The organism is Solirhodobacter sp. (assembly GCF_964715405.1).
Genome location: NZ_CBAICG010000011.1, coordinates 72367 through 96855, shown reverse-complemented (window position 1 = coordinate 96855; position 24489 = coordinate 72367). Strand labels below are relative to the sequence as shown.

General features: G+C 67.3%; 22 protein-coding genes. 11 read left to right on the top strand and 11 right to left on the bottom strand.

Annotated features, from left to right (window positions below; genetic code table 11):
- Positions 1 to 8 precede the first annotated feature (8 nt).
- The 8 genes from AC11WY_RS07215 (at position 9) to AC11WY_RS07180 (ending at position 9210) form a co-directional block, all read left to right on the top strand.
- Complete coding sequence (locus tag AC11WY_RS07215; protein WP_482923968.1) at positions 9 to 278, top strand: sarcosine oxidase subunit delta; 270 nt, start codon at positions 9 to 11, stop codon at positions 276 to 278.
- Complete coding sequence (locus AC11WY_RS07210; RefSeq protein ID WP_482923966.1) at positions 275 to 3205, top strand: sarcosine oxidase subunit alpha family protein; 2931 nt, start codon at positions 275 to 277, stop codon at positions 3203 to 3205. The genes AC11WY_RS07215 and AC11WY_RS07210 overlap by 4 nt, the downstream gene beginning before the upstream one ends.
- The gene (locus AC11WY_RS07205) at positions 3198 to 3737 is read left to right on the top strand and encodes a sarcosine oxidase subunit gamma (protein ID WP_482923964.1); all 540 of its coding nucleotides are present in this window, start codon (positions 3198 to 3200) and stop codon (positions 3735 to 3737) included. The genes AC11WY_RS07210 and AC11WY_RS07205 overlap by 8 nt, the downstream gene beginning before the upstream one ends.
- Positions 3738 to 3811: 74 nt before the next feature.
- The gene (gene dnaG, locus AC11WY_RS07200) at positions 3812 to 5734 is read left to right on the top strand and encodes a DNA primase (RefSeq protein WP_482923962.1); all 1923 of its coding nucleotides are present in this window, start codon (positions 3812 to 3814) and stop codon (positions 5732 to 5734) included.
- Positions 5735 to 5810: 76 nt separating this feature from the next.
- Complete coding sequence (gene rpoD / locus AC11WY_RS07195; RefSeq protein WP_482923960.1) at positions 5811 to 7805, top strand: RNA polymerase sigma factor RpoD; 1995 nt, start codon at positions 5811 to 5813, stop codon at positions 7803 to 7805.
- Between the two features lie 347 nt (positions 7806 to 8152).
- Complete coding sequence (locus tag AC11WY_RS07190) at positions 8153 to 8593, top strand: hypothetical protein (protein ID WP_482923959.1); 441 nt, start codon at positions 8153 to 8155, stop codon at positions 8591 to 8593.
- 93 nt (positions 8594 to 8686) lie between these two features.
- On the top strand, positions 8687 to 8959 hold the full coding sequence (locus AC11WY_RS07185; RefSeq protein WP_482923957.1) for a type II toxin-antitoxin system Phd/YefM family antitoxin: 273 nt from the start codon (positions 8687 to 8689) through the stop codon (positions 8957 to 8959).
- Positions 8956 to 9210 (top strand): Txe/YoeB family addiction module toxin, encoded by a 255-nt coding sequence (locus AC11WY_RS07180; protein WP_482923955.1) that lies wholly within the window; start codon positions 8956 to 8958, stop codon positions 9208 to 9210. Before AC11WY_RS07185 ends, AC11WY_RS07180 begins: the two co-directional genes overlap by 4 nt.
- Before the next feature lie 6 nt (positions 9211 to 9216).
- On the opposite strand, the gene yghX is transcribed toward AC11WY_RS07180, so the two are convergent.
- Entirely contained in the window at positions 9217 to 10104 is an 888-nt protein-coding gene (gene yghX / locus AC11WY_RS07175) for a YghX family hydrolase (RefSeq protein WP_482923953.1), read from the bottom strand.
- Positions 10105 to 10315: 211 nt separating this feature from the next.
- Here yghX and nrdR point away from each other — a divergent pair, with 211 nt between their 5' ends.
- On the top strand, positions 10316 to 10783 hold the full coding sequence (nrdR, locus tag AC11WY_RS07170; RefSeq protein ID WP_482923951.1) for a transcriptional regulator NrdR: 468 nt from the start codon (positions 10316 to 10318) through the stop codon (positions 10781 to 10783).
- Complete coding sequence (gene ribD / locus AC11WY_RS07165; protein WP_482923949.1) at positions 10780 to 11895, top strand: bifunctional diaminohydroxyphosphoribosylaminopyrimidine deaminase/5-amino-6-(5-phosphoribosylamino)uracil reductase RibD; 1116 nt, start codon at positions 10780 to 10782, stop codon at positions 11893 to 11895. The genes nrdR and ribD overlap by 4 nt, the downstream gene beginning before the upstream one ends.
- Here the strand turns inward: ribD and AC11WY_RS07160 are convergent.
- From AC11WY_RS07160 to AC11WY_RS07130, 7 genes are all read right to left on the bottom strand, one after another.
- Positions 11879 to 12268: an SgcJ/EcaC family oxidoreductase gene (locus tag AC11WY_RS07160; protein ID WP_482923947.1), complete on the bottom strand. Its 390-nt coding sequence runs from the start codon at positions 12266 to 12268 to the stop codon at positions 11879 to 11881. The two genes, ribD and AC11WY_RS07160, sit on opposite strands and share 17 nt — an antisense overlap.
- Complete coding sequence (locus tag AC11WY_RS07155) at positions 12268 to 13647, bottom strand: FAD-binding oxidoreductase (RefSeq protein WP_482923945.1); 1380 nt, start codon at positions 13645 to 13647, stop codon at positions 12268 to 12270. The genes AC11WY_RS07160 and AC11WY_RS07155 overlap by 1 nt, the downstream gene beginning before the upstream one ends.
- Before the next feature lie 233 nt (positions 13648 to 13880).
- Positions 13881 to 15683, bottom strand: coding sequence for an aminopeptidase P family protein (locus AC11WY_RS07150; RefSeq protein WP_482923943.1), 1803 nt, complete (start codon positions 15681 to 15683; stop codon positions 13881 to 13883).
- Complete coding sequence (gene cobT, locus AC11WY_RS07145) at positions 15683 to 17554, bottom strand: cobaltochelatase subunit CobT (RefSeq protein WP_482923941.1); 1872 nt, start codon at positions 17552 to 17554, stop codon at positions 15683 to 15685. Before cobT ends, AC11WY_RS07150 begins: the two co-directional genes overlap by 1 nt.
- The gene (locus AC11WY_RS07140; RefSeq protein ID WP_482923939.1) at positions 17551 to 18138 is read right to left on the bottom strand and encodes a hypothetical protein; all 588 of its coding nucleotides are present in this window, start codon (positions 18136 to 18138) and stop codon (positions 17551 to 17553) included. Before AC11WY_RS07140 ends, cobT begins: the two co-directional genes overlap by 4 nt.
- A gap of 7 nt (positions 18139 to 18145) precedes the next feature.
- Positions 18146 to 19132 (bottom strand): cobaltochelatase subunit CobS, encoded by a 987-nt coding sequence (gene cobS / locus AC11WY_RS07135; RefSeq protein ID WP_482923938.1) that lies wholly within the window; start codon positions 19130 to 19132, stop codon positions 18146 to 18148.
- A gap of 114 nt (positions 19133 to 19246) precedes the next feature.
- Entirely contained in the window at positions 19247 to 19879 is a 633-nt protein-coding gene (locus AC11WY_RS07130; protein ID WP_482923936.1) for a J domain-containing protein, read from the bottom strand.
- 74 nt (positions 19880 to 19953) lie between these two features.
- Between AC11WY_RS07130 and AC11WY_RS07125 the strand changes: the two genes are divergently transcribed.
- Positions 19954 to 20211 carry a BolA family protein gene (locus AC11WY_RS07125; RefSeq protein ID WP_482923934.1) on the top strand — a complete coding sequence of 86 codons (258 nt, stop codon included), beginning with the start codon at positions 19954 to 19956 and terminating at the stop codon, positions 20209 to 20211.
- A 4-nt stretch (positions 20212 to 20215) separates the two neighbouring features.
- On the opposite strand, the gene AC11WY_RS07120 is transcribed toward AC11WY_RS07125, so the two are convergent.
- From AC11WY_RS07120 to AC11WY_RS07110, 3 genes are all read right to left on the bottom strand, one after another.
- A complete protein-coding gene (locus tag AC11WY_RS07120) occupies positions 20216 to 20686 on the bottom strand; it encodes a DUF4177 domain-containing protein (protein WP_482923932.1) in 471 nt (156 codons plus the stop codon).
- A 184-nt stretch (positions 20687 to 20870) separates the two neighbouring features.
- Entirely contained in the window at positions 20871 to 22382 is a 1512-nt protein-coding gene (gatB, locus tag AC11WY_RS07115) for an Asp-tRNA(Asn)/Glu-tRNA(Gln) amidotransferase subunit GatB (protein ID WP_482923930.1), read from the bottom strand.
- Positions 22383 to 22446: 64 nt separating this feature from the next.
- Entirely contained in the window at positions 22447 to 24489 is a 2043-nt protein-coding gene (locus tag AC11WY_RS07110) for a capsular polysaccharide biosynthesis protein (RefSeq protein WP_482923928.1), read from the bottom strand.

Here is a 24489-nt window from a genome sequence, read left to right as displayed (position 1 = left end):
GATCACAAATGCGCATCACCTGCCCCCTCTGTGGCCCCCGCGACCGGCGCGAGTTCACTTATTACGGCTCGGATGACTATCTGCGCCGACCCGGCGAGGGTGCGGCGCCCGAGGCGTGGGACGCCTACCTGCACCTGCGCGACAACCCCGCCGGGGTGACACGCGACCTGTGGTATCACGACATGGGCTGCTCTGCCTGGCTGGTGGTGGAGCGCAATACGGTGACACATGCGGTGCTGTCGGTGCGGCTGGCGGCTGAAGCGGAGGGCGCGGCATGAGGATCGACGGCAAGGGCCTGATCGACCGCAAGGCGCCGCTCAACTTCCGCTTCGACGGGGTGACCTACAGCGGGTTCCGGGGCGACACGCTCGCCTCGGCGCTGCTGGCGAACGACGTGCGGCTGATCGGCCGCAGCTTCAAGTACCACCGCCCGCGCGGCGTGCTGACGGCCGGGTCGGAAGAGCCGAACGCGCTGGTCGAGGTGCTGGAGGGCGCGCAACAGACGCCGAACGTGCGCGCCACGGTGCAGGAACTGTATGAGGGGCTGACGGCGCAAAGCCAGAACCGCTGGCCCTCGCTGCGCCATGACGCGCTGGCGGTAAACGACCTGATGGCGCCGTTCTTCAGCGCGGGGTTCTACTACAAGACCTTCATGTGGCCGCGCGCGCTCTGGGAACGGCTTTACGAGCCGATGATCCGCCGCGCGGCGGGGCTGGGCCGCCTGTCGGGCAAGCATGACGAGGGGCTTTATGAAAAGGCCTTCGCGTTCTGCGACGTGCTGGTGATCGGCTCCGGTCCGGCCGGGCTGATGGCGGCGCTGACCGCCGCGCGGGCCGGGGCCGAGGTGATCCTGGCCGAGGAAGACAGCCGCATGGGCGGCCGTCTGCTGGCCGATGCCGGCGAGATCGACGGCCAGCCGCAGCGCGACTGGGCCGAGGGCGTGCTGGCGGAACTGGCGGCGATGCCCAACGTGCGGCTGATGACGCGCACGGCGGTGACGGGGGCCTATGACCACGGCACCTATTCCGCGCTGGAGCGGGTGGGCCTGCACGTGGCCGCCCCCGGCGCCCGCCCGCGCGAGTGTTTCTGGCGCATCGTGGCGGGGCAGGCGATCCTGGCCGCAGGGGCCTTGGAACGCTCGATTGCCTTCGCCGACAACGACCGGCCGGGCATCATGATGGCATCGGCCGTGCGCGCCTATGTCAACCGCTGGGGCGTGGCGCCGGGCCGGGCGGTGACGGTCTTCGCCAACAACGACAGCGCGCGCAGGACGGCGGACGAGATGGTGGCGGCGGGCATCAAGGTGGCCGCCGTGATCGACAGCCGCCCCGACGCATCGGTCGATGGCGATTATCGCGTCTATCGCGGCGCGCAGGTGGTGGGCACGGCCGGGCGGCATGGCCTTGAATGGGTCGCCGTGCGCGACCAGAACGGCGAGCGGCGGATCGAGACCGATTGCCTTGCCGTCTCGGGTGGCTGGAACCCGACCCTGCACCTGACCTGCCACATGAACGGGCGGCCGGTGTGGACCCCCGAGATTGCCGCCTTCGTGCCTGCGCCTGGCGCGGCGCCGGGGCTGACGGCCTGCGGCGCGGCGGCGGGGGTGTTCACGACGGCCGGATGCTTGCAGGACGGCGCGCGCGCCGCCGGGGTGGCGCTGGCCGCGCTGGGCCGGGCCGCGCCCGACCTCGCGGTGCCGAAGGCCGAGGACGGCGCCTATGCGATCAGCCCGCTCTGGGTGGTCGAGGGCGACAAGCGCGCCTGGCTCGACTTTGCCAACGACGTGACAGTGAAGGACGTGCGGCTGGCGGCGCAGGAAAACTATGCGTCGGTCGAACACATGAAGCGCTACACGACCCAGGGCATGGCGCCGGATCAGGGCAAGAATTCCAACGTTGGCGCGCTGGCGGTGCTGGCCGATGCGACGGGCCGGGGCATCCCCGAGACCGGCACCACGACGTTCCGCCCGCCCTACGTTCCCACCTCGATCGCCGCGATCGGCGCCGGGGGCCGGGCCGAGGGCTTCGCGCCGCAACGCTTCACCACCAGCCATGACGCGAGCGTGGCGCGCGGCGCGCCGATGATCGAGGCCGGGCTCTGGTATCGCCCGAGCTATTTCCCGCGCCCCGGCGAGGCGAACTGGCGCGAATCCTGCGACCGCGAGGTGGGCTATGTGCGCGAGCGGGTGGGGGTCTGCGACGTCTCGACGCTGGGCAAGATCGACATTCAGGGCCGTGATGCGGGCGCCTTCCTCGACTTCGTCTACACCAACACGTTTTCCACCCTCAAACCGGGCCGCGTGCGCTATGGCCTGATGCTGCGCGAGGATGGGTTGGTGATGGACGACGGCACCACCGCCTGCCTTGCCGAAAATCACTACCTGATGACCACCACCACCGCGGCGGCGGGTCTGGTGATGCGGCACCTCGACTTCGTGCATCAGGCGCTGCGTCCGCACTGGGATCTGCGCTTCATCTCGGTCACCGAGCAATGGGCGCAGTTCGCCGTGGCGGGGCCGAGGGCGCGCGACCTTTTGAACTCGGTGCTGGACGAACGTCTGAAGCCCGAGGACTGGCCCTTCATGGGCTGCGGGTCGGTCAGCGTGTCGGGCGTGCAGGGGCGGCTCTTCCGGATCTCGTTCTCGGGGGAACACGCCTATGAAATCGCGGTTCCCGCCCGGTATGGCGCCGCGCTGTTCCGCGACCTCGTGGCGCGGGCCGAAACGATGGGGGGCGGCGCCTACGGGATGGAGGCGCTGAACGTGCTGCGGATCGAGAAGGGCCTGATCACCCATGCCGAGATTCACGGCCGCACCACCGCCTTCGACATCGGCGCGGAAAAGATGGTCGGCGCGAAGAAGGATTGCATCGGCAAGGCCTCTGCCGCCCGCCCCGGCATGGTGGGGCCCGAGCGCGAGCAACTGGTGGGCCTGCGCCCGATCGACCCCGACCGTCAGATCGGCGCGGGGGCGCATCTCTTCCGCAAGACCGACCCGGCGAAACGCGAGCACGATCAGGGCTATGTCACCTCGGTCTGCTGGTCGCCGACGGTGGACAGCTACCTTGGCCTTGGCTTCCTGATCGACGGGCGCGCCCGGCATGGCGAGACGGTTCGCCTCGTCGATCATCTGCGCAAGGTCGAGGTGATGTGCGAAGTGGTGGACCCCGTGTTCTTCGATCCGGAAGGAGGCCGTGCCCGTGGCTGAACTGATCGCAACCTCGGCGACCGAGGGGCTGGTGCCGGTCACGCATGGCGCCTTCACGCTGACCGATGCCGGGATTGCGCGCATCACCTCGGTGGCGCCGTTCGCGGGCCAGCAGGGGGCCGTGTCCGACGCGCTGACGGCGGCACTGGGGCTGGCCTTTCCGGCGCCGAACGCGACCCAGGCCAAGGGGGACGCGCGCATCGTCTGGTCCGGGCGGGGGCAGGTCTTCGTGCTGAACGCCGATCCGGTGGCGCTGGACGGGCTTGCCGCGCTGACCGATCAGACCGACGCTTGGGCCGCCCTGCGGCTGGCGGGGCCGGGGGCTGATCAGGTGCTGGCGCGACTGGTGCCGCTGGACCTGCGGCCCTCGGCCTTTGGCGAAGGTGCGGCGGCGCGCTCGGCGCTGGGTCACATGATGGCGGTGATCTGGCGCGACGGCGAGGGGTTGGTGATCCTCGTCATGCGCTCGATGGCCCGTACCGCGGTGCACGAGATCGCGGCGGCGATGTCGGCGGTCGCGGCGCGGACCTGAAGGGCTGACCCGACCGGCCCGGATGGGGCTGACAAGCTCTGGACTTGGCCCCCGCGGGGGCCGATATTCGCGCCATGAGTCTGCCCCCCGGATTTCTCGAAGAATTGCGCTCGCGCGTGTCGCTCTCCCAGGTGGTGGGGCGCAAGGTCGTGTGGGACATGCGCCGCTCGAACCAGGGCAAGGGTGATTACTGGGCGCCGTGCCCGTTCCATCAGGAAAAGTCGGCCAGCTTCCACGTCGATGACCGCAAGGGGTTCTACTACTGCTTCGGTTGCCACGCGAAGGGCGACGCGCTGACCTTTCTGCGCGAGACCGAGAACATGGGCTTCATGGAGGCGGTGGAACTGCTGGCACGCGAGGCCGGGATGCCGGTGCCCGCGCGCGATCCGGTGGCGGCGCAGCAGGCCGACCGGCGCGGGCAACTGGCCGAGGTGATGGAACAGGCGGTGCAGTTCTACCGGCTGCAACTGCGGGCCGGGGTGGGCGGCGTGGCGCGCGACTATCTGGCGCGGCGGCGGTTGCCGGAGGCGTCGCAGGCGCGGTTCGAGCTTGGCTGGGCGCCCGATGCGCGGCAGGCGCTGTGGTCGCATCTGCGGGCCAAGGGCGTGGCGGGCGACCTGGTCGTGGATGCGGGGCTGGCGGCGCGGCCCGAGGGCAGCGGCGAGCCTTATGACCGGTTCCGGGGCCGGGTGATCTTTCCGATCCGCGATGCGCGCGGGCGGGCGATCAGCCTTGGCGGCCGCGCGCTCGACCCCAACGCGCGGGCGAAATACATCAACGGGCCGGAAACCGAACTGTTCGACAAGGGCCGCAGCCTGTACAACCACGGCCCCGCGCGGGATGCCGCAGGCAAGGGCCAGCAACTGATCGTGGCCGAAGGCTACATGGACGTGATCGCGTTGGTCGAAGGCGGCTTCGAGGCAGCGGTGGCGCCGCTCGGCACGGCGGTGACCGAGGAGCAGTTGCGGCTGATGTGGCGCATTCACCCCGAGCCGGTGATTGCGCTGGACGGCGACGCGGCCGGGCTGCGCGCCGCGTTGCGGGTGGTCGACCTGGCGCTGCCGTTGCTGGAGGCGGGGCAGGGGCTGCGCTTTGCCATCCTCGAAGGCGGCAAAGACCCGGATGAGATCCTGCGCGGGCCGGGGGCTGCGGCGTTGCAAAAGCAACTCGACGCGGCGCTGCCGATGGTCGCGCTGCTTTGGCGGCGCGAGACCGAGGGCAAGGTCTTCGACAGCCCGGAACGCAAGGCGACACTCGACAAGACGCTGCGCGCCGCGCTGACGCGGATCAAGGATCCCTCGATCCGGGCGCATTACGGCGAGGCGATCAAGCAACTGCGGTGGGAGCTGTTCGGCACCCGGCGGCCGCCCGCCAACCGTCGGGGTTCGGCGTCCTTCACGCCCCTGGCGCCGCTGCCCTCGACCCGCGGCTCGCTGCTGGCCGCCGACGATGCGGCCACCGGCGAGCGGCTGCGCGAGGCGGTGATCCTGGCCACGCTGATCGCGCATCCCGCGCTGATCCACCGCTTCGAGGGCGAGATGGAGCGGCTGGAGTTGCACGGGGCGGGCTACGACCGGCTGCGCGACGCGATTCTGCGCCATGCCGACATCGACGATCCGGCCGCGCTCAGGGAAAAGATCGCGGCGGTGGCGGGCGATGACCTTGAAAGGCTGTTCGCGCTCGCCCACGTGCGGATCGCGCCACCTGTCCGCGAGGCGGGCGATTCCGAGCTAGCCGCGATGTGCCTGGCCGAGGAACTGGCGAAGCTGGAGGCCGCCCGCGGCGTGCAGCGGGAGATCAGCGAAGCGTCGGAGGATCTTGACGGCCTGGCCGACGAGGGCGTGACCTGGCGCCTGACGCAGGCCGCCGACGCCCACAACCGGGCCGGACGCGCGCATAACGAGGATGGCAACGACCTTGGCGAGGACCGCGCGGCCCTGTCGGCGCATCTGCAAAGCCTGATCGATGCCGAGGTCTGGGTAAAGAAAAAGGGCTGATCTCTTTCCGCCCCTGTGATTCGCGCTATTGATTCGATACACCGGCCGAACGATTCGGCCTTCGCGAGGAGCTTCCATGGCTGCCAAAGACACTGACGACGCCAAGACCGAAGAGCAGGAAGCCGACAGCTCGCTTGACATGAGCCAGGCGGCCGTCAAGCGGATGATCGCCGACGCGCGCGAGCGTGGCTACATCACCTATGATCAGCTCAATCAGGTTCTGCCGCCCGAACAGGTGTCGTCGGAGCAGATCGAGGACGTGATGTCGATGCTGTCCGAGATGGGCATCAACGTCATCGAGAACGACGAGGCCGAAGAGGGCGAGGCCGAGGGCGGCGAACTGGTCGAGGTTTCGACCTCGCGCGAGGTCGCGGTGTCCACCTCCACCACGGAAACGCTCGACCGCACCGACGATCCGGTGCGGATGTATCTGCGCGAGATGGGCTCGGTCGAACTGCTCAGCCGCGAAGGCGAGATCGCCATCGCCAAGCGCATCGAGGCCGGCCGCAACACGATGATCCTCGGGCTCTGCGAAAGCCCGCTGACCTTCCAGGCCATCACGATCTGGCGCGATGAACTGCTCAGCGAAGACATCCTGCTGCGCGACGTGATCGACCTTGAGGCGACCTTCGGCCGCACGATGGACGAAGACGGCGAACTTGAGGGCGCGAGCCTCGAGGGGGTCGAGGTCGGCGGCGGGTCCGCCCGCGCGGCGGGCGGTGCGGACGAGCCCGAGCTGGATGCCGACGGCAACCCGCTGATGCGCTCGGACGACGACGAGGAGGACGACGAGCAGTCCAACATGTCGCTGGCCGCGATGGAGGCCGCGCTGAAGCCGCGCGTGCTGGAAACGCTGGAACAGATCGCGGGCCACTACGTCCATCTTGCCGAGATGCAGGACCTGCGCATGTCGGCGACGCTGAACGAAGACAATACCTTCACCGCCGAGGCCGAGGCCGCCTATCAGAAGCTGCGCAGCGCGATCGTCGAGCTGGTCAACTCGATGCACCTGCACAACAACCGGATCGAAGCGCTGATCGACCAGCTTTACGGCATCAACCGCAAGATCATGTCGATCGACTCGTCGATGGTGAAGCTCGCCGATCAGGCCCGCATCAACCGGCGCGAATTCATCGACGAATACCGCGGTTACGAGCTTGACCCGACCTGGCTGGACCGCATGGCCGACAAGGCGGGGCGTGGCTGGCAGGCGCTGATCGAACGCAGCCGCGACAAGGTGGAGGAACTGCGGTCGGAAATGGCGCAGGTCGGCCAGTATGTGGGCGTCGACATTTCCGAGTATCGCCGGATCGTCAATCAGGTCCAGAAGGGCGAGAAAGAGGCGCGGCAGGCCAAGAAGGAAATGGTCGAAGCGAACCTTCGCCTCGTCATCTCCATCGCCAAGAAATACACCAACCGCGGGCTGCAATTCCTTGATCTTATTCAGGAAGGCAACATCGGCCTGATGAAGGCGGTGGACAAGTTCGAGTATCGGCGCGGCTACAAGTTCAGCACTTATGCAACATGGTGGATCCGGCAGGCGATCACCCGCAGCATCGCCGATCAGGCCCGCACCATCCGCATTCCGGTGCACATGATCGAGACGATCAACAAGCTGGTGCGCACCGGGCGGCAGATGCTGCACGAGATCGGCCGCGAGCCGACGCCGGAAGAACTGGCCGAAAAGCTGCAGATGCCGCTGGAAAAGGTTCGCAAGGTGATGAAGATCGCCAAGGAACCGATTTCGCTGGAAACCCCGATCGGCGACGAGGAAGACAGCCAGCTTGGCGACTTCATCGAAGACAAGAACGCCATCCTGCCGCTGGAATCCGCCATTCAGGAAAACCTGAAGGAAACCACGACGCGGGTGCTGGCCAGCCTGACCCCGCGCGAGGAGCGGGTGCTGCGGATGCGGTTCGGCATCGGCATGAACACCGACCACACGCTGGAAGAGGTCGGCCAGCAGTTCTCGGTGACGCGCGAGCGCATCCGCCAGATCGAGGCGAAGGCGCTGCGGAAGCTGAAGCATCCGAGCCGGAGCAGGAAGTTGCGGAGTTTCCTGGATCAGTGAGGGGGGAGGTGCTCTGTCGCCAGCGGGCGATCTAACGGTAAAGTCCTTGTTGTGCGATTTCCCAAGTCACGATAACGTTATGGCGGCGTGGCGATTGCAAAGGGATTAGGGATGCCGCTACTTGCTCTATTGGTTCCCGCGCTGGTGCAAGTGCTTACGAAGCCGTGGATTTACGTACTCGTAATATCTTGGTTTGTGGTCTCCCGCTTCAACATCGGCATCTTTGCTACGGAGGCGCGGGACACAATTCTTTCCTTATGGCCGCTCTTGATAATTTTTCTCGTTTTCTTGCTCTTGCGGGAGGTGGTGCGCCTCAAGCTTGGCAATCGAGGAAGAGATAAGTGATAATGAATCGCCGTGATACAGTTGTTGTTTTTCGTCAAATGCTGCTGATGGTATGTGGGTTTGTTGTCGGGTTGAGTGTGGCTGTTGTAAAGACCAACTCTCAAATTGCAAAGGTTATGCCGAATTCAGCGGTGAGAGAGGTTTTACTTTTCGCATCTCCTTTTCTTATTTTAGGGGTCATGTCATTCGGGCTTGCAAATCGGTCGTTTTCGACGCGGAATCTGTTGTCCGAGTGGGCTTTGATTGCTGTTGCCTACCTAGTTTTTTTGCTCGTTGTGCTGCCCGTGACGTTTCCTCGCCATATGCTTGAGTGCAAGGCGTGGGGCTGGTTTTGCATGAATCAGAGTCTTGGGCCAAACTTCATTTATGACCTGCCTGTGGCAATACTGATCTTTGTACTTGGCCGTTGGTTGTGGTCCCGCGAAATCAAACGTTCTGCATAGCGGTCAGGCTCTCGCGGGGATTGGCCGTCAACAGCGTGGCGGCTATGGCCAGTAGTGTTGACCACATGTACGCGATCACGTACATTCCCCCGCATGAAACACACCACCTCCACCGAACTGCGTGCGAACCTCTCGGCCATGATGGACCGGGTGAATGATGACCATGAGCCTGTGCTTGTGACGCGCGCGAACGGGCAGCCGGTCGTCATGATCTCGCTGGAGGACTACGAGTCGATGGACGAGACGGCTTATCTGCTGGCGACGAAGGCGAATCGTGAGGCCCTGCGGCGGTCGATCGCGCAGCTTGATCGCGGCGAGGTCGTGGTCAAGACGATGGAAGACCTCGACCGCCTCGCCGAGGGATGAACGTCAGTTTCACGGCCGACGCGTGGGAGCAGGTGCTGCATTGGCAGGCCACTGACACGGCGATATTCGGCAAGATCGCGACCCTGATCAAGGAATGCCAGCGTCATCCGTTTGAGGGCACCGGGAAGCCCGAGCCTTTGAAGGGCAACCTTGCGGGGTTCTGGTCGCGCCGCATCACCCGCGAGCATCGGCTGGTCTATAAACCGACCGCAGATGCGCTGATCATCGTCCAGTGCCGGTATCACTACTGACGGGCGTCAGGCGAGATACTTGCCGAACCACGCCACCGTCCGACCCCAGGCCAGTTCCGCCGCCGCCTTGTCGTAGCGGGGCGTTGTGTCGTTGTGGAAGCCGTGGTTGACGCCGGGGTAGATGTGCGCCTCGTAGACCTTGTGGTTGGCGTCGAGGGCGGCCTGATAGGCGGGCCAGCCGCCGGTGATGCGGGTGTCAAGCTCGGCGTAGTGGAGCAGGAGCGGGGCCTTGATGCGCGGCACGTCGTCGGCCTTGGGTTGCTGGCCGTAGAAGGGCACGGCGGCTGAGAGTTCGGGGTAGGCGACGGCCGCCGCGTTGGCGACGCCGCCGCCGTAGCAGAAGCCGACGATGCCGACCTTGCCGGTGCTTTCGGGGTCGGCCAGCAGCACCTCGACCGCGGCGAAGAAGTCGTTCATCAGCTTGACCGGATCGACCTGCTTTTGCAGCGTGGTGCCGTCCTCGTCGTTCCCCGGATAGCCGCCGACCGAGGTCAGCCCGTCGGGCGCGAGGGCGAGGAACCCGGCCTTGGCCAGCCGCCGCGCCACGTCCTCGATGTAGGGATTGAGCCCCCGGTTCTCGTGCACCACCACCACGGCGGGCAGTTTTGCGGCGCCGTTCGCGGGCCGCACGCGGTAGGCGCGCACCGAGCCGTTGCCGTTGGGCGAGTCGTAGTGCGTGTAGCCGGCGTGGATCGCGGGGTCGGTGAAGCTGACCTGCTGGGCCAGCGCGTAATCCGGGCTGAGCATCTTCAGCAACGCCCCGGCGGTCAGCCCGCCGACCGTCCATTTCGTGGCACGCTCAAGGAACTCGCGCTTGGTGATCACGCCGTGGGCGTAGTGATCGTAAAGGTCCAGCAGGTTCTGGTCGAAATCCCTGGCGGTCAGGCGGGTCATGGCGCGTCTCCTTGGTCTACCATGACAGCTAGGATAGCGGACAGGGCCGACAAGGTGGATCACCAAGCCGGGATCAATCGGTGCCCGCCCGTGTCGCGCGCGACACCCTGCGGCCCGGCGATCTAGTGGGCTTCGCGACCCTCTACCCAAACTGTGGCGGCTCGCCTATAGTGCCTGTGGACAAGTCAGGATCGCCCCCGAGGGAGAGAGCATGCGCTGCCCGTTCTGTGGAAATATCGACACCCAGGTGAAGGACTCGCGCCCCGCCGAGGATCACGTTGCGATCCGGCGGCGACGCTTCTGCCCGGCCTGCGGCGGGCGCTTCACGACCTACGAGCGCGTGCAACTGCGCGACCTCGTGGTGATCAAGAACTCTGGCAAGCGCGAGGATTTCGACCGCGACAAGCTGGAACGCTCGATCCGCATCGCCATGCAGAAGCGGCCGATCGACCCCGAGCGGATCGACCAGATGATCTCGGGCATCGTGCGGCGGCTGGAAAGCCTGGGCGAGACCGATGTGCCATCAAAGGTGATCGGCGAGATCGTGATGGAGACGCTGGCCCGGATCGACACCGTGGCCTATGTGCGGTTCGCCAGCGTTTACCGCAACTTCCAGGCGGCGGGCGATTTCGACAAGTTCATGCTGGAGCTGCGCCCGCAGCCCGGCGCGGAAGAGTGACAGCCGAAGACGACGCCCGGCACATGCGCCACGCGCTGTCGCTGGGCGCGCGTGGGCTGGGGCAGACCTGGCCCAACCCGGCGGTGGGCTGCGTGCTGGTGCATCAGGGCCGGATCGTCGGGCGGGGCTGGACGCAAGCTGGCGGCAGGCCCCATGCCGAGGTGCGCGCGCTGGCGCAGGCCGGGACGGCGGCACGCGGCGCCACCGCCTATGTCACGCTGGAACCCTGTGCCCACCACGGCAAGACGCCGCCCTGCGCCGAGGCGCTGATTGCCGCCGGGGTGGCGCGGGTGGCAACCGCGCTGACCGACCCCGACCCCCGGGTGGCGGGGCGCGGGCACGCGATGCTGCGGGCCGCGGGGATTGACGTCACCGAGGGGATCGAGGCCGCCGCCGCCCGCCGCGCCCATCGCGGGTTCCTGAGCCGCATCATGCAAGGTCGTCCGATGGTCACGCTGAAGCTGGCCACCAGCCTTGACGGGCGCATCGCCACGGCGGGCGGCGAAAGCAAATGGATCACCGGGCCCGAGGCGCGCCATGCCGTTCACGCGATGCGGGCCGCGCATGACGCGGTGCTGATCGGCGGCGGCACCGCGCGGGCCGACGATCCGCTGCTGACGGTGCGCGGCTTCGGGCCGCTGCGTCAGCCGGTGCGGCTGGTGGCGGCGCGGCGGCTCGATCTGCCCGAGGGCTGGCAACTGGCGCGGACGGTGGCCGAGGCGCCGCTGTGGCTGCTGCACGACCCGGCGCAGGTGACCGACGTGCAGCGCGCGCATTGGCTGGGCGTGGGCGCGCGGCTGATCCCGGTCGCGGCGCCGGACGGGGGGCATCTTGCCCCGGCGGCAATGCTGCAGGCGCTGGGGGCGGAAGGGCTGACGCGGGTGTTCTGCGAGGGCGGTGGCGCGCTGGCCGCATCGCTGCTGGCCGCCGGGCTGGTGGATGACCTGATGCTGTTTTCGGCCGGTCTGGCGCTGGGGGCCGAGGGGCGGCCGGGGATCGGCGCGCTTGGCATCGGCACGCTGGCCGGGGCGCCGCGCTTTCGGCTGCTGTCGGTCGAACCGCTGGGCGGCGACGTGCTGCAACGGTGGGAACGGGTCAGCCCTCGGCCGTGAACTGCGCCGAGACGGCAACCCAGCCCGGCCCCTGCCGCGTGACGACGGCCATCAGCACCGTGGCGATCCGTCCGCCATCGCTGCCATCGGCGTTCAGCACGCCACTGAGCACAAAGCGCTGATGCACTACCGCCGCGCCGGGGCCGAGGACGCGCAGCTTGGCGCGCCCGGTCACCAGCCGGGCCCGGGCGAAGGCGCCCTTGAATTCGGCCGTCAACGTGCGTTCGATCGCGACGCGACCCTCGGCCCAGTCGCCGGTCAGGCTGAGGAAATCCGCATCCTCGGCGAAAAGCTGGCCAAGGGTCGCGATGTCCTGCGCCAGCCACCCTTGCGCAAAGCTGCGGGCGAAGCCCTCGGCACTGTCGGCGGCCATCAGTTCCCCCGCACCATCTTGCCCGGATTGAGCAGCCCCGCCGGGTCGAGCGTCCGCTTGATCTGCCCCATCACATCCCACCCTGCGCCATGCTCACGTTCCATGTAATCGAGTTTCCCCATGCCGATGCCATGCTCGCCGGTCACCGTGCCGCCAAGGCGCAGCGCGCGGTCGGCCATCCGGTCGGTCAGCCGTTTCGCCTCGGCCGCCTCGGCCGCGTTGCCCGGCGTGACCAGCAGGATCGCGTGGAAATTGCCGTCGCCGACATGGCCGAGGATCGGGCCGGGGATGAACGAGGCCGCAATGTCGGCCCGCGTTTCCTCCACCGCCTCGGCAAGGCGCGAGATCGGCACGCAGACATCCGTCACCCAGGCGGTGCAGCCGGGACGCAGGGCGAGGCAGGCGTAGTAGGCGTTGTGCCGCATCCGCCACAGCGCCGCGCGGTCTTCGGGGCGCGAGGCCCAGCGAAAGCCTTCACCGCCCGCCTCGGCCACGATCTCGCCAAAGCGTTCGGCCTGTTCGGCAACGGCGGCAGGCGAGCCGTGGAATTCGACCAGCAGGTGCGGCTGTTCCGGCATCCCGGCGTGATCACGCGCGTTGAAGGCGGCGACGGTGGCGGCATCGACGAATTCGATCCGCGCCATCGGAATGCCCGACTGGATGGTGGCGATCACCGCCTCGACCGCCGGACCGATCGCCGGGAAGGCGCAGACGGCGGCCGAGACCGCTTCAGGCTGGCCCTGCAGGCGGAGCGTCAGTTCGGTGATCAGGCCCAGCGTGCCCTCGGCCCCGACAAAGAGCGCGGTGAGGTCATAGCCCGCCGAGGATTTGCGCGCCGCCGTGCCGGTGCGGATCACCCGGCCATCGGCCAGCACCACCTCCAGCGCCAGCACGTTGTCCCGCATCGTGCCGTAGCGCACCGCCGTGGTGCCGCTGGCGCGGGTGGAGGCCATGCCGCCGAGCGAGGCATTGGCGCCGGGATCGACCGGGAAGAACAGCCCCGTCGCGCGCAACGCGGTGTTCAGCGCCTCGCGGGTGAGGCCGGGCTGCACACGGGCCACCATATCCTCGCCCCGCACCTCCAGCACCTGTGCCATGCGGGCGAAATCCACCGTGACCCCGCCCTTCAGCGCCAGCGCGTGCCCTTCCAGTGAGCTGCCCGCGCCCCAGGCCGTGACCGGCACGCCGTGGCGCGCGCAGATCGCCATCAGCGCGGCGACCTCGGCGGTGGTTTCGGGGTAGGCGACCGCGTCGGGGGGCAGATGGGGGAAATGCGTCTCATTCCGGCCGTGCAACTCGCGATCGGCGGCCGAAGCGACCAGACGGGGGCCGAGTAGCGCGCCAAGCTCGCTCAACGCCGCGGGCGGCAGATTGGACATCCTGAACCTCGCACGGCTGGAGGCCGCGGGCCGCCGCGGCGCCCCTGTCATGGCAAAAGCGCGCTGCCTACGCAATGGGGCGCCGCCGGTTCAGACCCGTTCGAGCGCGACTTTGCCGGGGCGGAAGGCCCGATGCCCGGTTTCGACCAGCCCGGCCCGCCTGCGCGCACGACCCGGGCTCCCTGGGCAGTCCGGATGCAGAGGCGGGCGGGCCGGGCGACTTCCTTTCCAGCTCAGATCGGCGCGGTTGCAGCCATCAGCCAGACCAGCGCGCTGTCGCTGACGCGCGGGCCGATCATCGCCCAGACGGTGGCATGGTAGGCGTTCAGCCAGTCCCGTTCGCCGCGCGACAGGGCGTCGGCGTCGATCAGGCGGCGGTCGATCGGCACCCACGTCAGCGTTTCGAAGGCCAGCATGGCACGATGCGCGTCGCCACCGGGCAGGGGCGCTGCCTCTTGCACCACCACAAGGTTCTCGATGCGGATACCAAAGGCGCCCTCACGGTAATAGCCGGGCTCGTTCGACAGGATCATGCCGGGTTCGAGCGGCACCTCGGAAATGCGCGAAAGCCGCTGCGGCCCCTCGTGCACCGAAAGGTAGGCGCCGACGCCATGCCCGGTGCCGTGGTCGAAGTCCTGCCCCGCCAGCCAAAGGTTGTAGCGTGCGAAGCCATCGAGGTCGCGGCCCGCCAGCCCCTTGGGCCAGCGCACGCGGCTGATGGCGATCATGCCCTGCAACACGCGGGTAAAGGCGGCGCGTGCCTCGGCTTGCGGTTCGCCCAGGGCCACGGTGCGGGTGATGTCGGTGGTGCCGTCAGGATATTGCCCGCCCGAGTCGACCACCAGCAACTCGCCCGTCGCCAGCGCCCGGTTGGTTTCCTCGGTCACGCGGTAGTGCATGATCGCGCCGTGCGGGCCCGATCCGCAGATCGTCTCGAAGCTGATCTCGCGCAGGCTGTTGGTGGCGCGGCGGTAGCCTTCCAACGCGGTGACCACGTCGACCTCGGTCAAGTCGCCCGGCGCATTGGCGTCGAGCCAGGCGAGGAATTCCACCATTGCGGCGCCGTCGCGCAGGTGCGCCGCGCGCATCCCCTCGATCTCGGCCGCGTTCTTGCGTGCCTTGGGCAGCAGGCAGGGGTCTTGCCCGGCCACGGTCCTGATCCCCGCCGCGTCAAGGATGTGCCAGACCGCCAGCGGGGCCGTTGCGCGATCGACCCGCACGGGGCCGGTCAGCGCCTTCAGCGCGGCGGCGAAATCGGCGGGCAGCGCTAGCACCGCGTCGCCCAGATGCGCGCGCACCTCGGGCGTCAGCTTGGCGGGGTCGATGAACAGAGTGACCGACGCATCCGCGCGCAGGATCGCAAAGCCATGCACCACCGGGTTCCGCGCCACGTCGCTGCCGCGGATGTTGAACAGCCACGACACCGAGTCGGGCAGCGTGATGACGCAGGTGGCCTGCCCGGCCTTCGCCAGTTCGGCGGCCAGACGGGCGCGCTTGTCGGCCGATGATTCTCCTGCAAGCTCAAGTGGATGCACGATGACCTTGCCACACGGCGGGGCGGGTTGATCGGGCCAGATCGCATCCACCATGTTCGCCACCGGCTTCAGCGTGACCCCGGTTCCCTCCAGCGCGGCCTCGATCTTCGCGATCTCGTCGGCGGTGTGCAGCCAGGCGTCGAAGCCAACCGCGCCGCCGTTCGGCAACTGATCCTTCAACCAGTCGCCCGGCTTGATCTCGGGCCAGGGCACCGGGGTGTAATGCGCAAGGTCCACCTGTCCCTTGACCTGCACCCGGTAGCGTCCGTCGATGAAGACCCCCGCGATGGTCGGCAGCGCGATGCAGAACCCGGCCGAGCCGGTGAAGCCGGTCAGCCATTGCAACCGCTCGTCATGCGGGGCGACGTATTCGCCCTGATGCACGTCGGCGCGGGGGATGATGAAGCCGGTCAGGCGCTCGGCGGCAAGCTTTTCGCGCAGGGCTGCAAGGCGGGGCGGCCCCTGCTCGGGCCGGGCGGTCACTCCGAACGATTGGAACATCAGCGGCGCCCCCCATACATGCGGCCCATCGCACGGGCGCGCAACTTCGGATCGGCCTCGAACAGGCCCGCCAGTTGCTCGGTGATCGCGCCCGCCAGTTGCTCCACGTCGGTGATCGTCACGGCGCGCTGGTAATAGCGCGTGACGTCATGGCCGATGCCGATGGCGATCAGTTCGACGGCCTTGCGCCGCTCCACCATCGCGATCACGTCACGCAGGTGTTTTTCGAGGTAATTCGCGGGGTTGACCGACAGAGTTGAGTCGTCGACCGGCGCCCCGTCCGAAATCACCATCAGGATCTTGCGCGCCTCGGGCCGGGCCACCATCCGGCGGTGCGCCCATTCCAGCGCCTCGCCGTCGATGTTCTCTTTCAAGAGCCCCTCTTTCATCATCAGCCCAAGGTTCTCGCGCGAGCGGCGCATCGGCGCGTCGGCGGATTTGTAGATGATGTGGCGCAGGTCGTTCAGGCGGCCCGGCTGCTGCGGGCGACCGTTCGCCAGCCAGCGTTCGCGGCTTTGGCCGCCCTTCCAGGCGCGGGTGGTGAAGCCGAGGATCTCGACCTTCACCTGACAGCGTTCCAGCGTGCGGGCCAGCACGTCGGCGCAGATCGCGGCGATGGAAATCGGGCGGCCACGCATGGAACCGGAGTTATCCAGCAAGAGCGTAACCACCGTGTCGCGGAACTCGGTGTCCTTCTCCTGCTTGAAGGATAGCGGGGTGGTCGGGTTCGCGACCACCCGCGCCAGCCGCCCGGCGTCAAGGATGCCTTCTTCGAGGTCAAAGAGCCACGAGCGGTTCTGCTGCGCCTGAAGCCGCCGTTGCAGCTTGTTGGCCAGCCGCGACACGGCGCCCTTCAAGGGTTCCAACTGCTGGTCAAGGTAGGTCCGCAGCCGTTCCAGCTCGGCCGGGTCGGCCAAGTCCTGCGCGCGGATTTCCTCATCGAAATCCGTCGTGTAGACGGTGTAGTTCGGGTCCGCGTCGGAGTGGGGCGCGGGCGGCGGCGGTTCCAGCGGCGCCTCGCCGTCGGGAAGTTCCGCCTCGTCCGACATGTCGGCGTCGGGCGCTTCCTCCATCGAGACCTGGGCCTGGCTCTGGTCCTGCGTCTCGTCCTGGCTGTCCTCGGGGGCGGCGTCGGCCTCTTCGGTGTCGTCCTGATCGTCGCTCTGGCTATCGGGGTTGTCCTCGTCCTCCTCGGCCGAGTCCTCGCCTTCATCCTCGCCCTCGTCGGGGTCGTCGCCCAACTGGTCGCCATAGCCCAGATCGGCGATCACCTTGCGCGACAGCCGCGCGAAGGCCGCCTGATCGGCCAGCACCTCGCCGACCTTCTGCAGATCGCCGCCGGCCTGGCTGTCGATGAAGCCGCGCCACAGGTTGGTGACGTTCTCGGCGCCCTTGGGCAGGTCGCGGCCCGTCGCCAGTTGCCGCACGAGGAAGCCCGCGGCGGTCGCCAGCGGCGCATCCTCGCGCCGGGTGATCTGGCTGTAGCCCTTGCGGTCGGCCTCATGCGCGATCTTGGCGTCGATGTTGGTCGCCGTCCCCGGCATCTCGCGCGCGCCCACGGCCTCGCAGCGCGCGGTTTCCATCGCCTCGTAGAGGTCGCGCGCCATCTGGCCCTGCGGGGTGTATTTCGCATGCGTCTTGACGTCGTGGAAGCGGTGGCGCAGCGCAAAGGCATCGGCGGTGCCACGCGCCAGCATCACCTCGTCGCGCGTCATGCGGCGGCTGACCTGCGGCAGGCGCATGGTGTCGGCCGTCATCCCCGGCGGATCGACCGAGTAGCTGACCGTCATCTCGGCATCATGCGCGATCGTCTTGGTCGCCTCGGCGAGCGCCTTCTTGAACGGCTCGGCGGGGTTGTCGGGTTTGGTCATTGTGGCGCTTTCGATCTCAGCTTTGCCAATTCTCGCTCAAAGACCCTGGGCTCGAGCCTTTCTTGAATCGCGGAGGTAAATTCCCGCTTCAATAATCGAATGCGGTTTTCGATAGTTTCAGCGTTAGTCCGCTCGTTGCCGCTATTCTTGGAAAGAAATTGTTCCAACAGCAAGTCATAAACTTCAACCAGGCAATCTAGAGGAAGCTGTCTGATACCAGAGTAAGCGGCCTGTTTATTCTGGCCATATTTATCATGATCTTTGTTGGGCAACAGCCATCGACCAGTATCAATCAAGGCCGTAAGATCAGTTAAGATCGAAGAAATCTGCCCTGAATCACTAAGGTTACAAGTGAAATAAGTGTATGCCTCAGAGGTCGCATCCTGGCATCGCGATGCCCATTCAAAGATCGCCTTTCGGTGAGCTTGTGAAGCGTTAAATTCGGCTATTCTAATAGACGCTTCAGATAGCTTTCGTGAACGCCAGTTTGCGTGGATTGAGACTGCTGCCGCACCCAGAGACACTACTGCAGAGAAGGCAGCAATTAGAGTCTTTGGATCAATGTTCGCAATCCAATCATTCATACCGATTTCACCGCATCGCCGTGCTCGCCGCGCTTTCCGGCAGTTCCTCGTTGAAGCAGCGCTGGTAGAACTCGGCCACGGTCTGGCGTTCCAGTTCGTCGCACTTGTTCAGGAAGGTCAGCCGGAAGGCGTAGCCGATGTTGCGGAAGATCTCGGCGTTTTGCGCCCAGAACATCACGGTGCGCGGGCTCATCACGGTCGAGAGGTCGCCGTTCATGAAGGCGGTGCGGGTCAGGTCGGCGACCGTCACCATCTGGCCAACGGTCTTGCGGCCCTTGTCGGTGTTGTAATGCGGCGCCTTCGACAGCACGATCGCCACCTCGGCATCGTGGCTGAGGTAGTTCAGCGTGGCGACAAGGTTCCAGCGGTCAAGCTGCGCCTGGTTGATCTGCTGGGTGCCGTGGTAAAGGCCGGTGGTGTCGCCCAGGCCCACCGTGTTCGCGGTGGCGAACAGGCGGAAATAGGGGTTCGGCGTGATGACCTCGTTCTGGTCCAGCAGGGTCAGCTTGCCGTCCGCCTCCAGCACGCGCTGGATCACGAACATCACGTCGGCGCGGCCGGCGTCGTATTCGTCGAACACGATCGCGGTGGGGTTGCGCAGCGCCCAGGGCAGGATGCCTTCCTGGAATTGCGTCACCTGACGGCCGTCGACCAGCTTGATCGCGTCCTTGCCGATCAGGTCGATCCGGCTGATGTGGCTGTCAAGGTTGACGCGCACACAGGGCCAGTTCAGCCGGTTCGCGACCTGTTCGATGTGGGTCGATTTCCCGGTGCCGTGGTAGCCCTGGATCATCACGCGGCGGTTGTAGGCAAACCCGGCAAGGATGGCGAGCGTGGTGTCGGGGTCGAACTTGTAGGTCGTGTCCTCGGCCGGCACCCGTTCGGTGCGGGTCGGGAAGCCCTTGACCTTCATGTCGGTGTCGATGCCGAAGACATCGCGGACCGAGATTTCCTCGGTCGGTTTCGCGTTCACGTCGATCATGCCGTCGGCCATATTCGTTTCCCTTCCGGACGCCTTCCGCGCCCGTTCCTCAACTCAACCAAAGTGTGATGGAACATATCGCGGGGGGGTGCAAGGGGAAGGGCGACATGTGGTCGCCCGTTCGCGTCAGTCCTTGAAGAACCGGCTTTCCTTGATCTGGTCCCAGGCCCAGACCACCTCTTGCAACCGGTCCTCGTCGGCGCGGTTGCCGCCGTTCATGTCGGGGTGCAGGTCTTTCACCAGCACCTTGTACTGCTTGCGGATTTCCATCTTGGTCCAGTGGTCGCGGGCGTCGAGAATCTCCAGCGCCTTGCGCTCGGTCGGCGGCAGCTTGCGGGTGGTGCTTTGCGCGCGGCCCGGATTTTGCGTGGCATTCGGCCCGAGGATCTCCATCGGGTCTTCGACGCCCAGCCGCGACCAAGCACGGTCTTCCTCGCCGCGTTTGCCGAACGGCTTGGTCTCGCGGTTCCAGACGCGGTCGCTGTCGATGCTCTTCTGAAACTCCTCCTCGGTCTGGCCAGTGAAGAAATTCCACTTCAGGTTGTATTCACGGACATGGTCGCGGCAGAACCACAGATACTCATCCAGATGGTCGGGCGACTTCGGCGCGCGGTACTGCCCGGCCTCCTTGCAGCCGGGATGATCGCAGCCGCGAGTCGAGGTTTCGAAGGCGCCCGACATGCCCCGCCGGGTCTTGGTCCGGCGTTTCTTGTCCGCCGTGACGCGGATGTCGAACTCGAAGGGGGGACGTTGGGTCATGCGCGTGCCTTTCCGACTCGGACGCAAGAGTTTAGGGTTTTTCGCGTGACGTAGAAGGGGGCTGACCAGATAAAATGAGCATGAGCGCGGAAATCGAACGCCGACTGACGGCGGCCTTCGCCCCCGAGGCGCTGACGGTGGAGAATGAGAGCAGCCGCCACGCCGGACACGCCGGGGATGATGGCACCGGCGAGAGCCATTTTCGGGTCACCATCCGCGCCAAGGCGCTGGGCCCGATGAGCCGGATCGAGCGGCATCGCGCGGTGCACGCGGCTTTGGGCCCCGAGGTGGTGGGGCGCATCCACGCGCTGACGCTGGACGCGGCGGGCTGAGGCGTTACTCGGCGGGCGGCGTGGCCTTCTCTTCGCGCGGGGCCACGGTCGCCGGGCCTACCGATGGCGTGGCGCCACGGTCGCTGAACGGCGACACCAGCCGCGGCACGCTTTTGCGCGGGGTCGCCAGCGTGTGAATGCTGGCAAGCTTGGTGGCGACCGCATCAGACAGCGCATCGCTGGGCGGCAGGTCGGCGGCGACGGGTTCGGCGGGCTGCGGCACCACCGCCGCGGGCGCCGCCAGCGCGCGGCGGAACACCAGCATGTTCTGGTAGCTGGTCGAGAGGCGCTGGGCCAGACCGTGACGCTCTTCGCAGGGCAGGGTGTCGGCGCGCACATATTCCCAGCCATCGCGGCCAAGGCTGTTCATCAGCGTCGTCAGGGCAAGGGCAAAGCGGTCCTCGGTGCCCTTCACGCCACGCGCCTTTTCGCCCCGTTTGGGGGCTGGCACCACCTTGTACTCGTACCGCGTCATTCAAACCCCCGCTGGAAATTTCTTGCTTTGCGTCAAAGGTTAACCGCTTCCGGTTGTCGAGTCCAAGACAGGATTCGCCCCACCCGCCACCGCCCAGATGAGGGGTGCGCGAGAGGTGATGGCCCAACTGGTGGTGGGGCGTGCCGGAGGATGCGGCGCGGTGCCGGAAGACCGCAGCCGGGAATCAGAGCCCCAGCTTCTGCGCCACCATCGCATTCACCACGGCCGGGTTGGCCTTGCCGCCGGTCGCCTTCAGCACCTGGCCGGTGAACCAGCCCGCCAGCTTGGCGTTGACGCGGGCCTTTGCCACCTGATCGGGGTTGGCGGCAATCAGCGCATCCAGCGCCGCCTCGATGGCGCCGGTGTCGGTGACCTGCTTCATGCCGCGCGCCGCCGCGATCTCGGCGGGGTTGCCACCCTCGGTCCACAGAATCTCGAACAGGTCTTTTGCCATCTTGCCGCTGATCTCGCCCGAGGCCAGCAGGTCCAGCACGCCGCCCAACTGTCCGACTGTCACCGGGCTGTCGGCGACGTTGCGGCCTTCCTTGTTCAGCCGCCCGAACAGCTCGTTGATGACCCAGTTCGCGGCCTGCTTGCCATCCCGGCCCTGCGCCACCTGTTCAAAGAACGAACCCGAGTCGAGATCGGCGGTCAGCACGTTGGCGTCATAATCGGTCAGCCCGAAATCGGCCATGAAGCGCGCCTTCTTGGCGTCGGGCAGTTCCGGCATCGTCGCCTTGATGTGATCGACCCAAGCCTGCTCGATCTCCAGCGGCAGCAGGTCGGGGCAGGGGAAGTAGCGATAGTCGTGTGCCTCTTCCTTCGAGCGCATCGAGCGCGTCTCGTTGCGGTCGGGGTCGTAAAGCCGGGTTTCCTGATGCACGGTGCCGCCATCCTCCAGAATCGCGATCTGGCGGCGGGCCTCGTAGTCGATTGCCATCTGGATGAAGCGCATCGAGTTCATGTTCTTCAACTCGCAGCGGGTGCCCAGATGCGAAAAGTCCTGCGTCGCCTGATATTTCTCATACTGACCGGGGCGACACACCGACACGTTCACGTCGGCGCGCAGGTTGCCGTTCTGCATGTTGCCATCGCAGGTGCCGAGGTAGCGCAGGATCTGGCGCAGCTTGGCGACATAGGCCGCCGCCTCCTCCGGTCCGCGGATGTCGGGGCGGCTGACGATCTCCATCAGCGCGACGCCGGTGCGGTTGAGGTCGACGAAGGACATCGTCGGGTCCATGTCGTGGATCGACTTGCCCGCGTCCTGCTCCAGATGGATGCGTTCGATCCGCACCAGACGCGCGATGCCGGGGGCCATTTCCACCAGAACCTCACCCTCGCCGACGATGGGGTGGTAAAGCTGGCTGATCTGATAGCCCTGCGGAAGGTCGGGGTAGAAGTAGTTCTTGCGATCAAAAGCCGAGGTCAGGTTGATCCGCGCCTTCAGCCCCAGCCCGGTGCGCACCGCCTGTTCCACGCAGAATTCGTTGATCACCGGCAGCATCCCCGGCATCGCCGCATCGACGAAGGCGACGTTGGAATTGGGTTCCGCGCCGAACTGCGTGGACGCGCCCGAAAAGAGCTTGGCGTTGGACGCGACCTGAGCGTGGATCTCCATGCCGATCACCAGTTCCCAGTCGGCTTTCGCGCCCTGGATCACCTTGGGTTTCGGGGCGTCAAACGTCAGATCAAGCATCGCGGGCGTCCTTCTTGTCGGTCGGCCTAATTAGGCCAAGCCGGGGGCGCGGGGCAAGGGGCGGCTAACGCCAGAGGTGCGCCGACCCGGCCAGCAGCCCCTGCAGCTTGGCCAGCGCCCGGTTCACCGCGCCGGGGTGCGGGATCACGCCGCTGGCCAAGCGGTCGGCCACCACCTCGGCGGGGCAGGGCAGGCGGCTGACCGGGTCGTGATAGCGCGGGTAGGCGATCAGCGCGGCATGGGCCAGCGCGGTCCGGTCGGGGCGCTTGTGGCGGCGGGCAGGCACGCGGCCAAGGTCGCGCGTCAGGCCCCACCCGGCATAGAACGGCGCGCCGAGGCAGGTGACGGGGATGCCGCGCAACAGCGCCTCGAACCCCAGCGCCGAGGTCATCGTCCAGACCTCGTTGACCTCGGCCAGCAAGGCGGCCGGGTCGGCGTGGCGCACGACGGCATCGGCCAGCAGCGTCAGGTCTTGCTCGGGCACCGCGCCCTTGCGCAGCCCCGCCTCCACATCCGGGTGCGGTTTGTAGATCACCACCGCCTCGGGATTGTCGAGCCGGACCCGGCGCAGCAGACCAAGGTTGGTCGCCACCACGTCGGCGCCCTTCAGGATCGAGGCGTCATCCTCCACCTGACCCGGCACCAGGATGCGGTGGCCCGGCGGCAGATCGGGCAGCGCCGTGCCGCCAAGGTTGTATTTGGTGATCCCGTCGCGGATCAGCCGGGCCACCAGCCGCTCGGCCCGCAGCACCCCGCCGGGGGGCGGGCCCGCGGCGATCAAGCGCTCCAACCGGCTTTCGTGGCCGGGGTCGTAGTAGATGCCCAGATCGTCGGTCACCAGCGACAGCGGCGGCACCAGTTCGGCACCCAACCCGCGCGAGCGCAGGAAGCCGTCTTCCACGCGCCACAGCGGCACTTCGGCGTGCAGGCGCGGGTCGTCCTTTCCGGCCCAGACCAGCAGCGCGCGGCCCGAGGCGCGGGCGGCGACCAAGGCGTGCGCCGGGTCGTTGATGAACCGCAGCCGCCTTTCGCGGCCGAACACCTTCTGCAACGGCGCCCGTTTCCACAGCCGTATCCCGACCGCGATGTGCCCGGCGCGATCCTCGCGGAAGGCGCGCACCTCGGCCTCCAACTGGTCCACCGCCTCCTCGAACCGGCACAACCGATCGCGGCAGGGGTCGTACCAGGTGGGCGCCAGGATCATCGCGGCGGCGAAAAGCTGCACCTTGGTCAGCTTGCGTTCCCGGCGCGGCACCGGGTTTTCGTCGGCCGTCAGACCCCATCCGGCATAGAACGGCTGGCCGAACACGCGCGGGCGGTGGCCCGCCAGGATCGCCTCGAACCCCAGTTGCGACGACACGGTGTAAACCGCGATGGCGCCTTCCAGCAGCTTCCACGGCGACACGGGCGCGGTCAGCAGGCTGATGCGGTCGGTCGCGTGCTCCGGCCCGTAGTGGCCGGGGCGCAGGCCCGCGGTGGTTTCGGGATGCGCCCGGATCACGATGCGGGCGCCGGGGTGTTCCTCCTGCGCGAAGACCAGCATCTCGCGGAAGGTGTTGGCCGTGGCGCCGCCGTGGCGGATCGAGGCGTCGCCGCGGGTCTGGTCGATCACCAGCACATAACCGGGCGGGGGCGGCGGCAGGGCGGGATCGTGGCTGTTGTATTTCGACAGGTCGGCCGCGATCAGCCGCCCGATGCCGTCACGCGCGCGCGCCAGCAGCGCGCCATCATCCAGCGGATGCTTTGTCAGCAGCGTTTCCAGATCGCTTGGCACCGAGGCGTCGAAATGCACGCCGCGCCGGTCGATCAGCAGGCCCAACGGCGGCTCGCCCAGGCGGCCGGGGCGGATCGAGCGCAGAAAGGCATCCTCGATCCGCACCAGCGGAACATTGCGCCGCGCCGCCACCGCCTCGCCCCGCGCGGCCAGCGGGCTGCGCCCCCAGACGCCGACCAGATCGCCCGGTCCCGGCAGCCCCAGCGACGGCGGCAGGCCCGCCAGCGTCAGGATGCGGCGGACCCGGCCGGGGCGCAACAACCCGCCCGCGTAACAGAAAAGCCGCCGGGAAGACTTCTCCCCGGCGGCTTCGGTGTTTCGGTCGTCGGCCAT

Excerpts from the sequence above, each read along its gene's own strand:
- AC11WY_RS07210 (WP_482923966.1), top strand. The coding sequence starts at position 275 with ATGAGGATCGACGGCAAGGGCCTGATCGACCGCAAGGCGCCGCTCAAC.
- AC11WY_RS07110 (WP_482923928.1), bottom strand. The coding sequence starts at position 24,489 with ATGGCCGACGACCGAAACACCGAAGCCGCCGGGGAGAAGTCTTCCCGG.
- AC11WY_RS07125 (WP_482923934.1), top strand. The coding sequence starts at position 19,954 with ATGAGCATGAGCGCGGAAATCGAACGCCGACTGACGGCGGCCTTCGCC.
- AC11WY_RS07140 (WP_482923939.1), bottom strand. The coding sequence starts at position 18,138 with ATGAATGATTGGATTGCGAACATTGATCCAAAGACTCTAATTGCTGCC.
- rpoD (WP_482923960.1), top strand. The coding sequence starts at position 5,811 with ATGGCTGCCAAAGACACTGACGACGCCAAGACCGAAGAGCAGGAAGCC.
- cobS (WP_482923938.1), bottom strand. The coding sequence starts at position 19,132 with ATGGCCGACGGCATGATCGACGTGAACGCGAAACCGACCGAGGAAATC.
- AC11WY_RS07180 (WP_482923955.1), top strand. The coding sequence starts at position 8,956 with ATGAACGTCAGTTTCACGGCCGACGCGTGGGAGCAGGTGCTGCATTGG.
- AC11WY_RS07215 (WP_482923968.1), top strand. The coding sequence starts at position 9 with ATGCGCATCACCTGCCCCCTCTGTGGCCCCCGCGACCGGCGCGAGTTC.
- gatB (WP_482923930.1), bottom strand. The coding sequence starts at position 22,382 with ATGCTTGATCTGACGTTTGACGCCCCGAAACCCAAGGTGATCCAGGGC.
- AC11WY_RS07150 (WP_482923943.1), bottom strand. The coding sequence starts at position 15,683 with ATGTTCCAATCGTTCGGAGTGACCGCCCGGCCCGAGCAGGGGCCGCCC.
- AC11WY_RS07120 (WP_482923932.1), bottom strand. The coding sequence starts at position 20,686 with ATGACGCGGTACGAGTACAAGGTGGTGCCAGCCCCCAAACGGGGCGAA.
- yghX (WP_482923953.1), bottom strand. The coding sequence starts at position 10,104 with ATGACCCGCCTGACCGCCAGGGATTTCGACCAGAACCTGCTGGACCTT.
- AC11WY_RS07185 (WP_482923957.1), top strand. The coding sequence starts at position 8,687 with ATGAAACACACCACCTCCACCGAACTGCGTGCGAACCTCTCGGCCATG.
- AC11WY_RS07190 (WP_482923959.1), top strand. The coding sequence starts at position 8,153 with ATGAATCGCCGTGATACAGTTGTTGTTTTTCGTCAAATGCTGCTGATG.
- dnaG (WP_482923962.1), top strand. The coding sequence starts at position 3,812 with ATGAGTCTGCCCCCCGGATTTCTCGAAGAATTGCGCTCGCGCGTGTCG.
- AC11WY_RS07160 (WP_482923947.1), bottom strand. The coding sequence starts at position 12,268 with ATGGCCGCCGACAGTGCCGAGGGCTTCGCCCGCAGCTTTGCGCAAGGG.
- AC11WY_RS07130 (WP_482923936.1), bottom strand. The coding sequence starts at position 19,879 with ATGACCCAACGTCCCCCCTTCGAGTTCGACATCCGCGTCACGGCGGAC.
- cobT (WP_482923941.1), bottom strand. The coding sequence starts at position 17,554 with ATGACCAAACCCGACAACCCCGCCGAGCCGTTCAAGAAGGCGCTCGCC.
- nrdR (WP_482923951.1), top strand. The coding sequence starts at position 10,316 with ATGCGCTGCCCGTTCTGTGGAAATATCGACACCCAGGTGAAGGACTCG.
- AC11WY_RS07155 (WP_482923945.1), bottom strand. The coding sequence starts at position 13,647 with ATGTCCAATCTGCCGCCCGCGGCGTTGAGCGAGCTTGGCGCGCTACTC.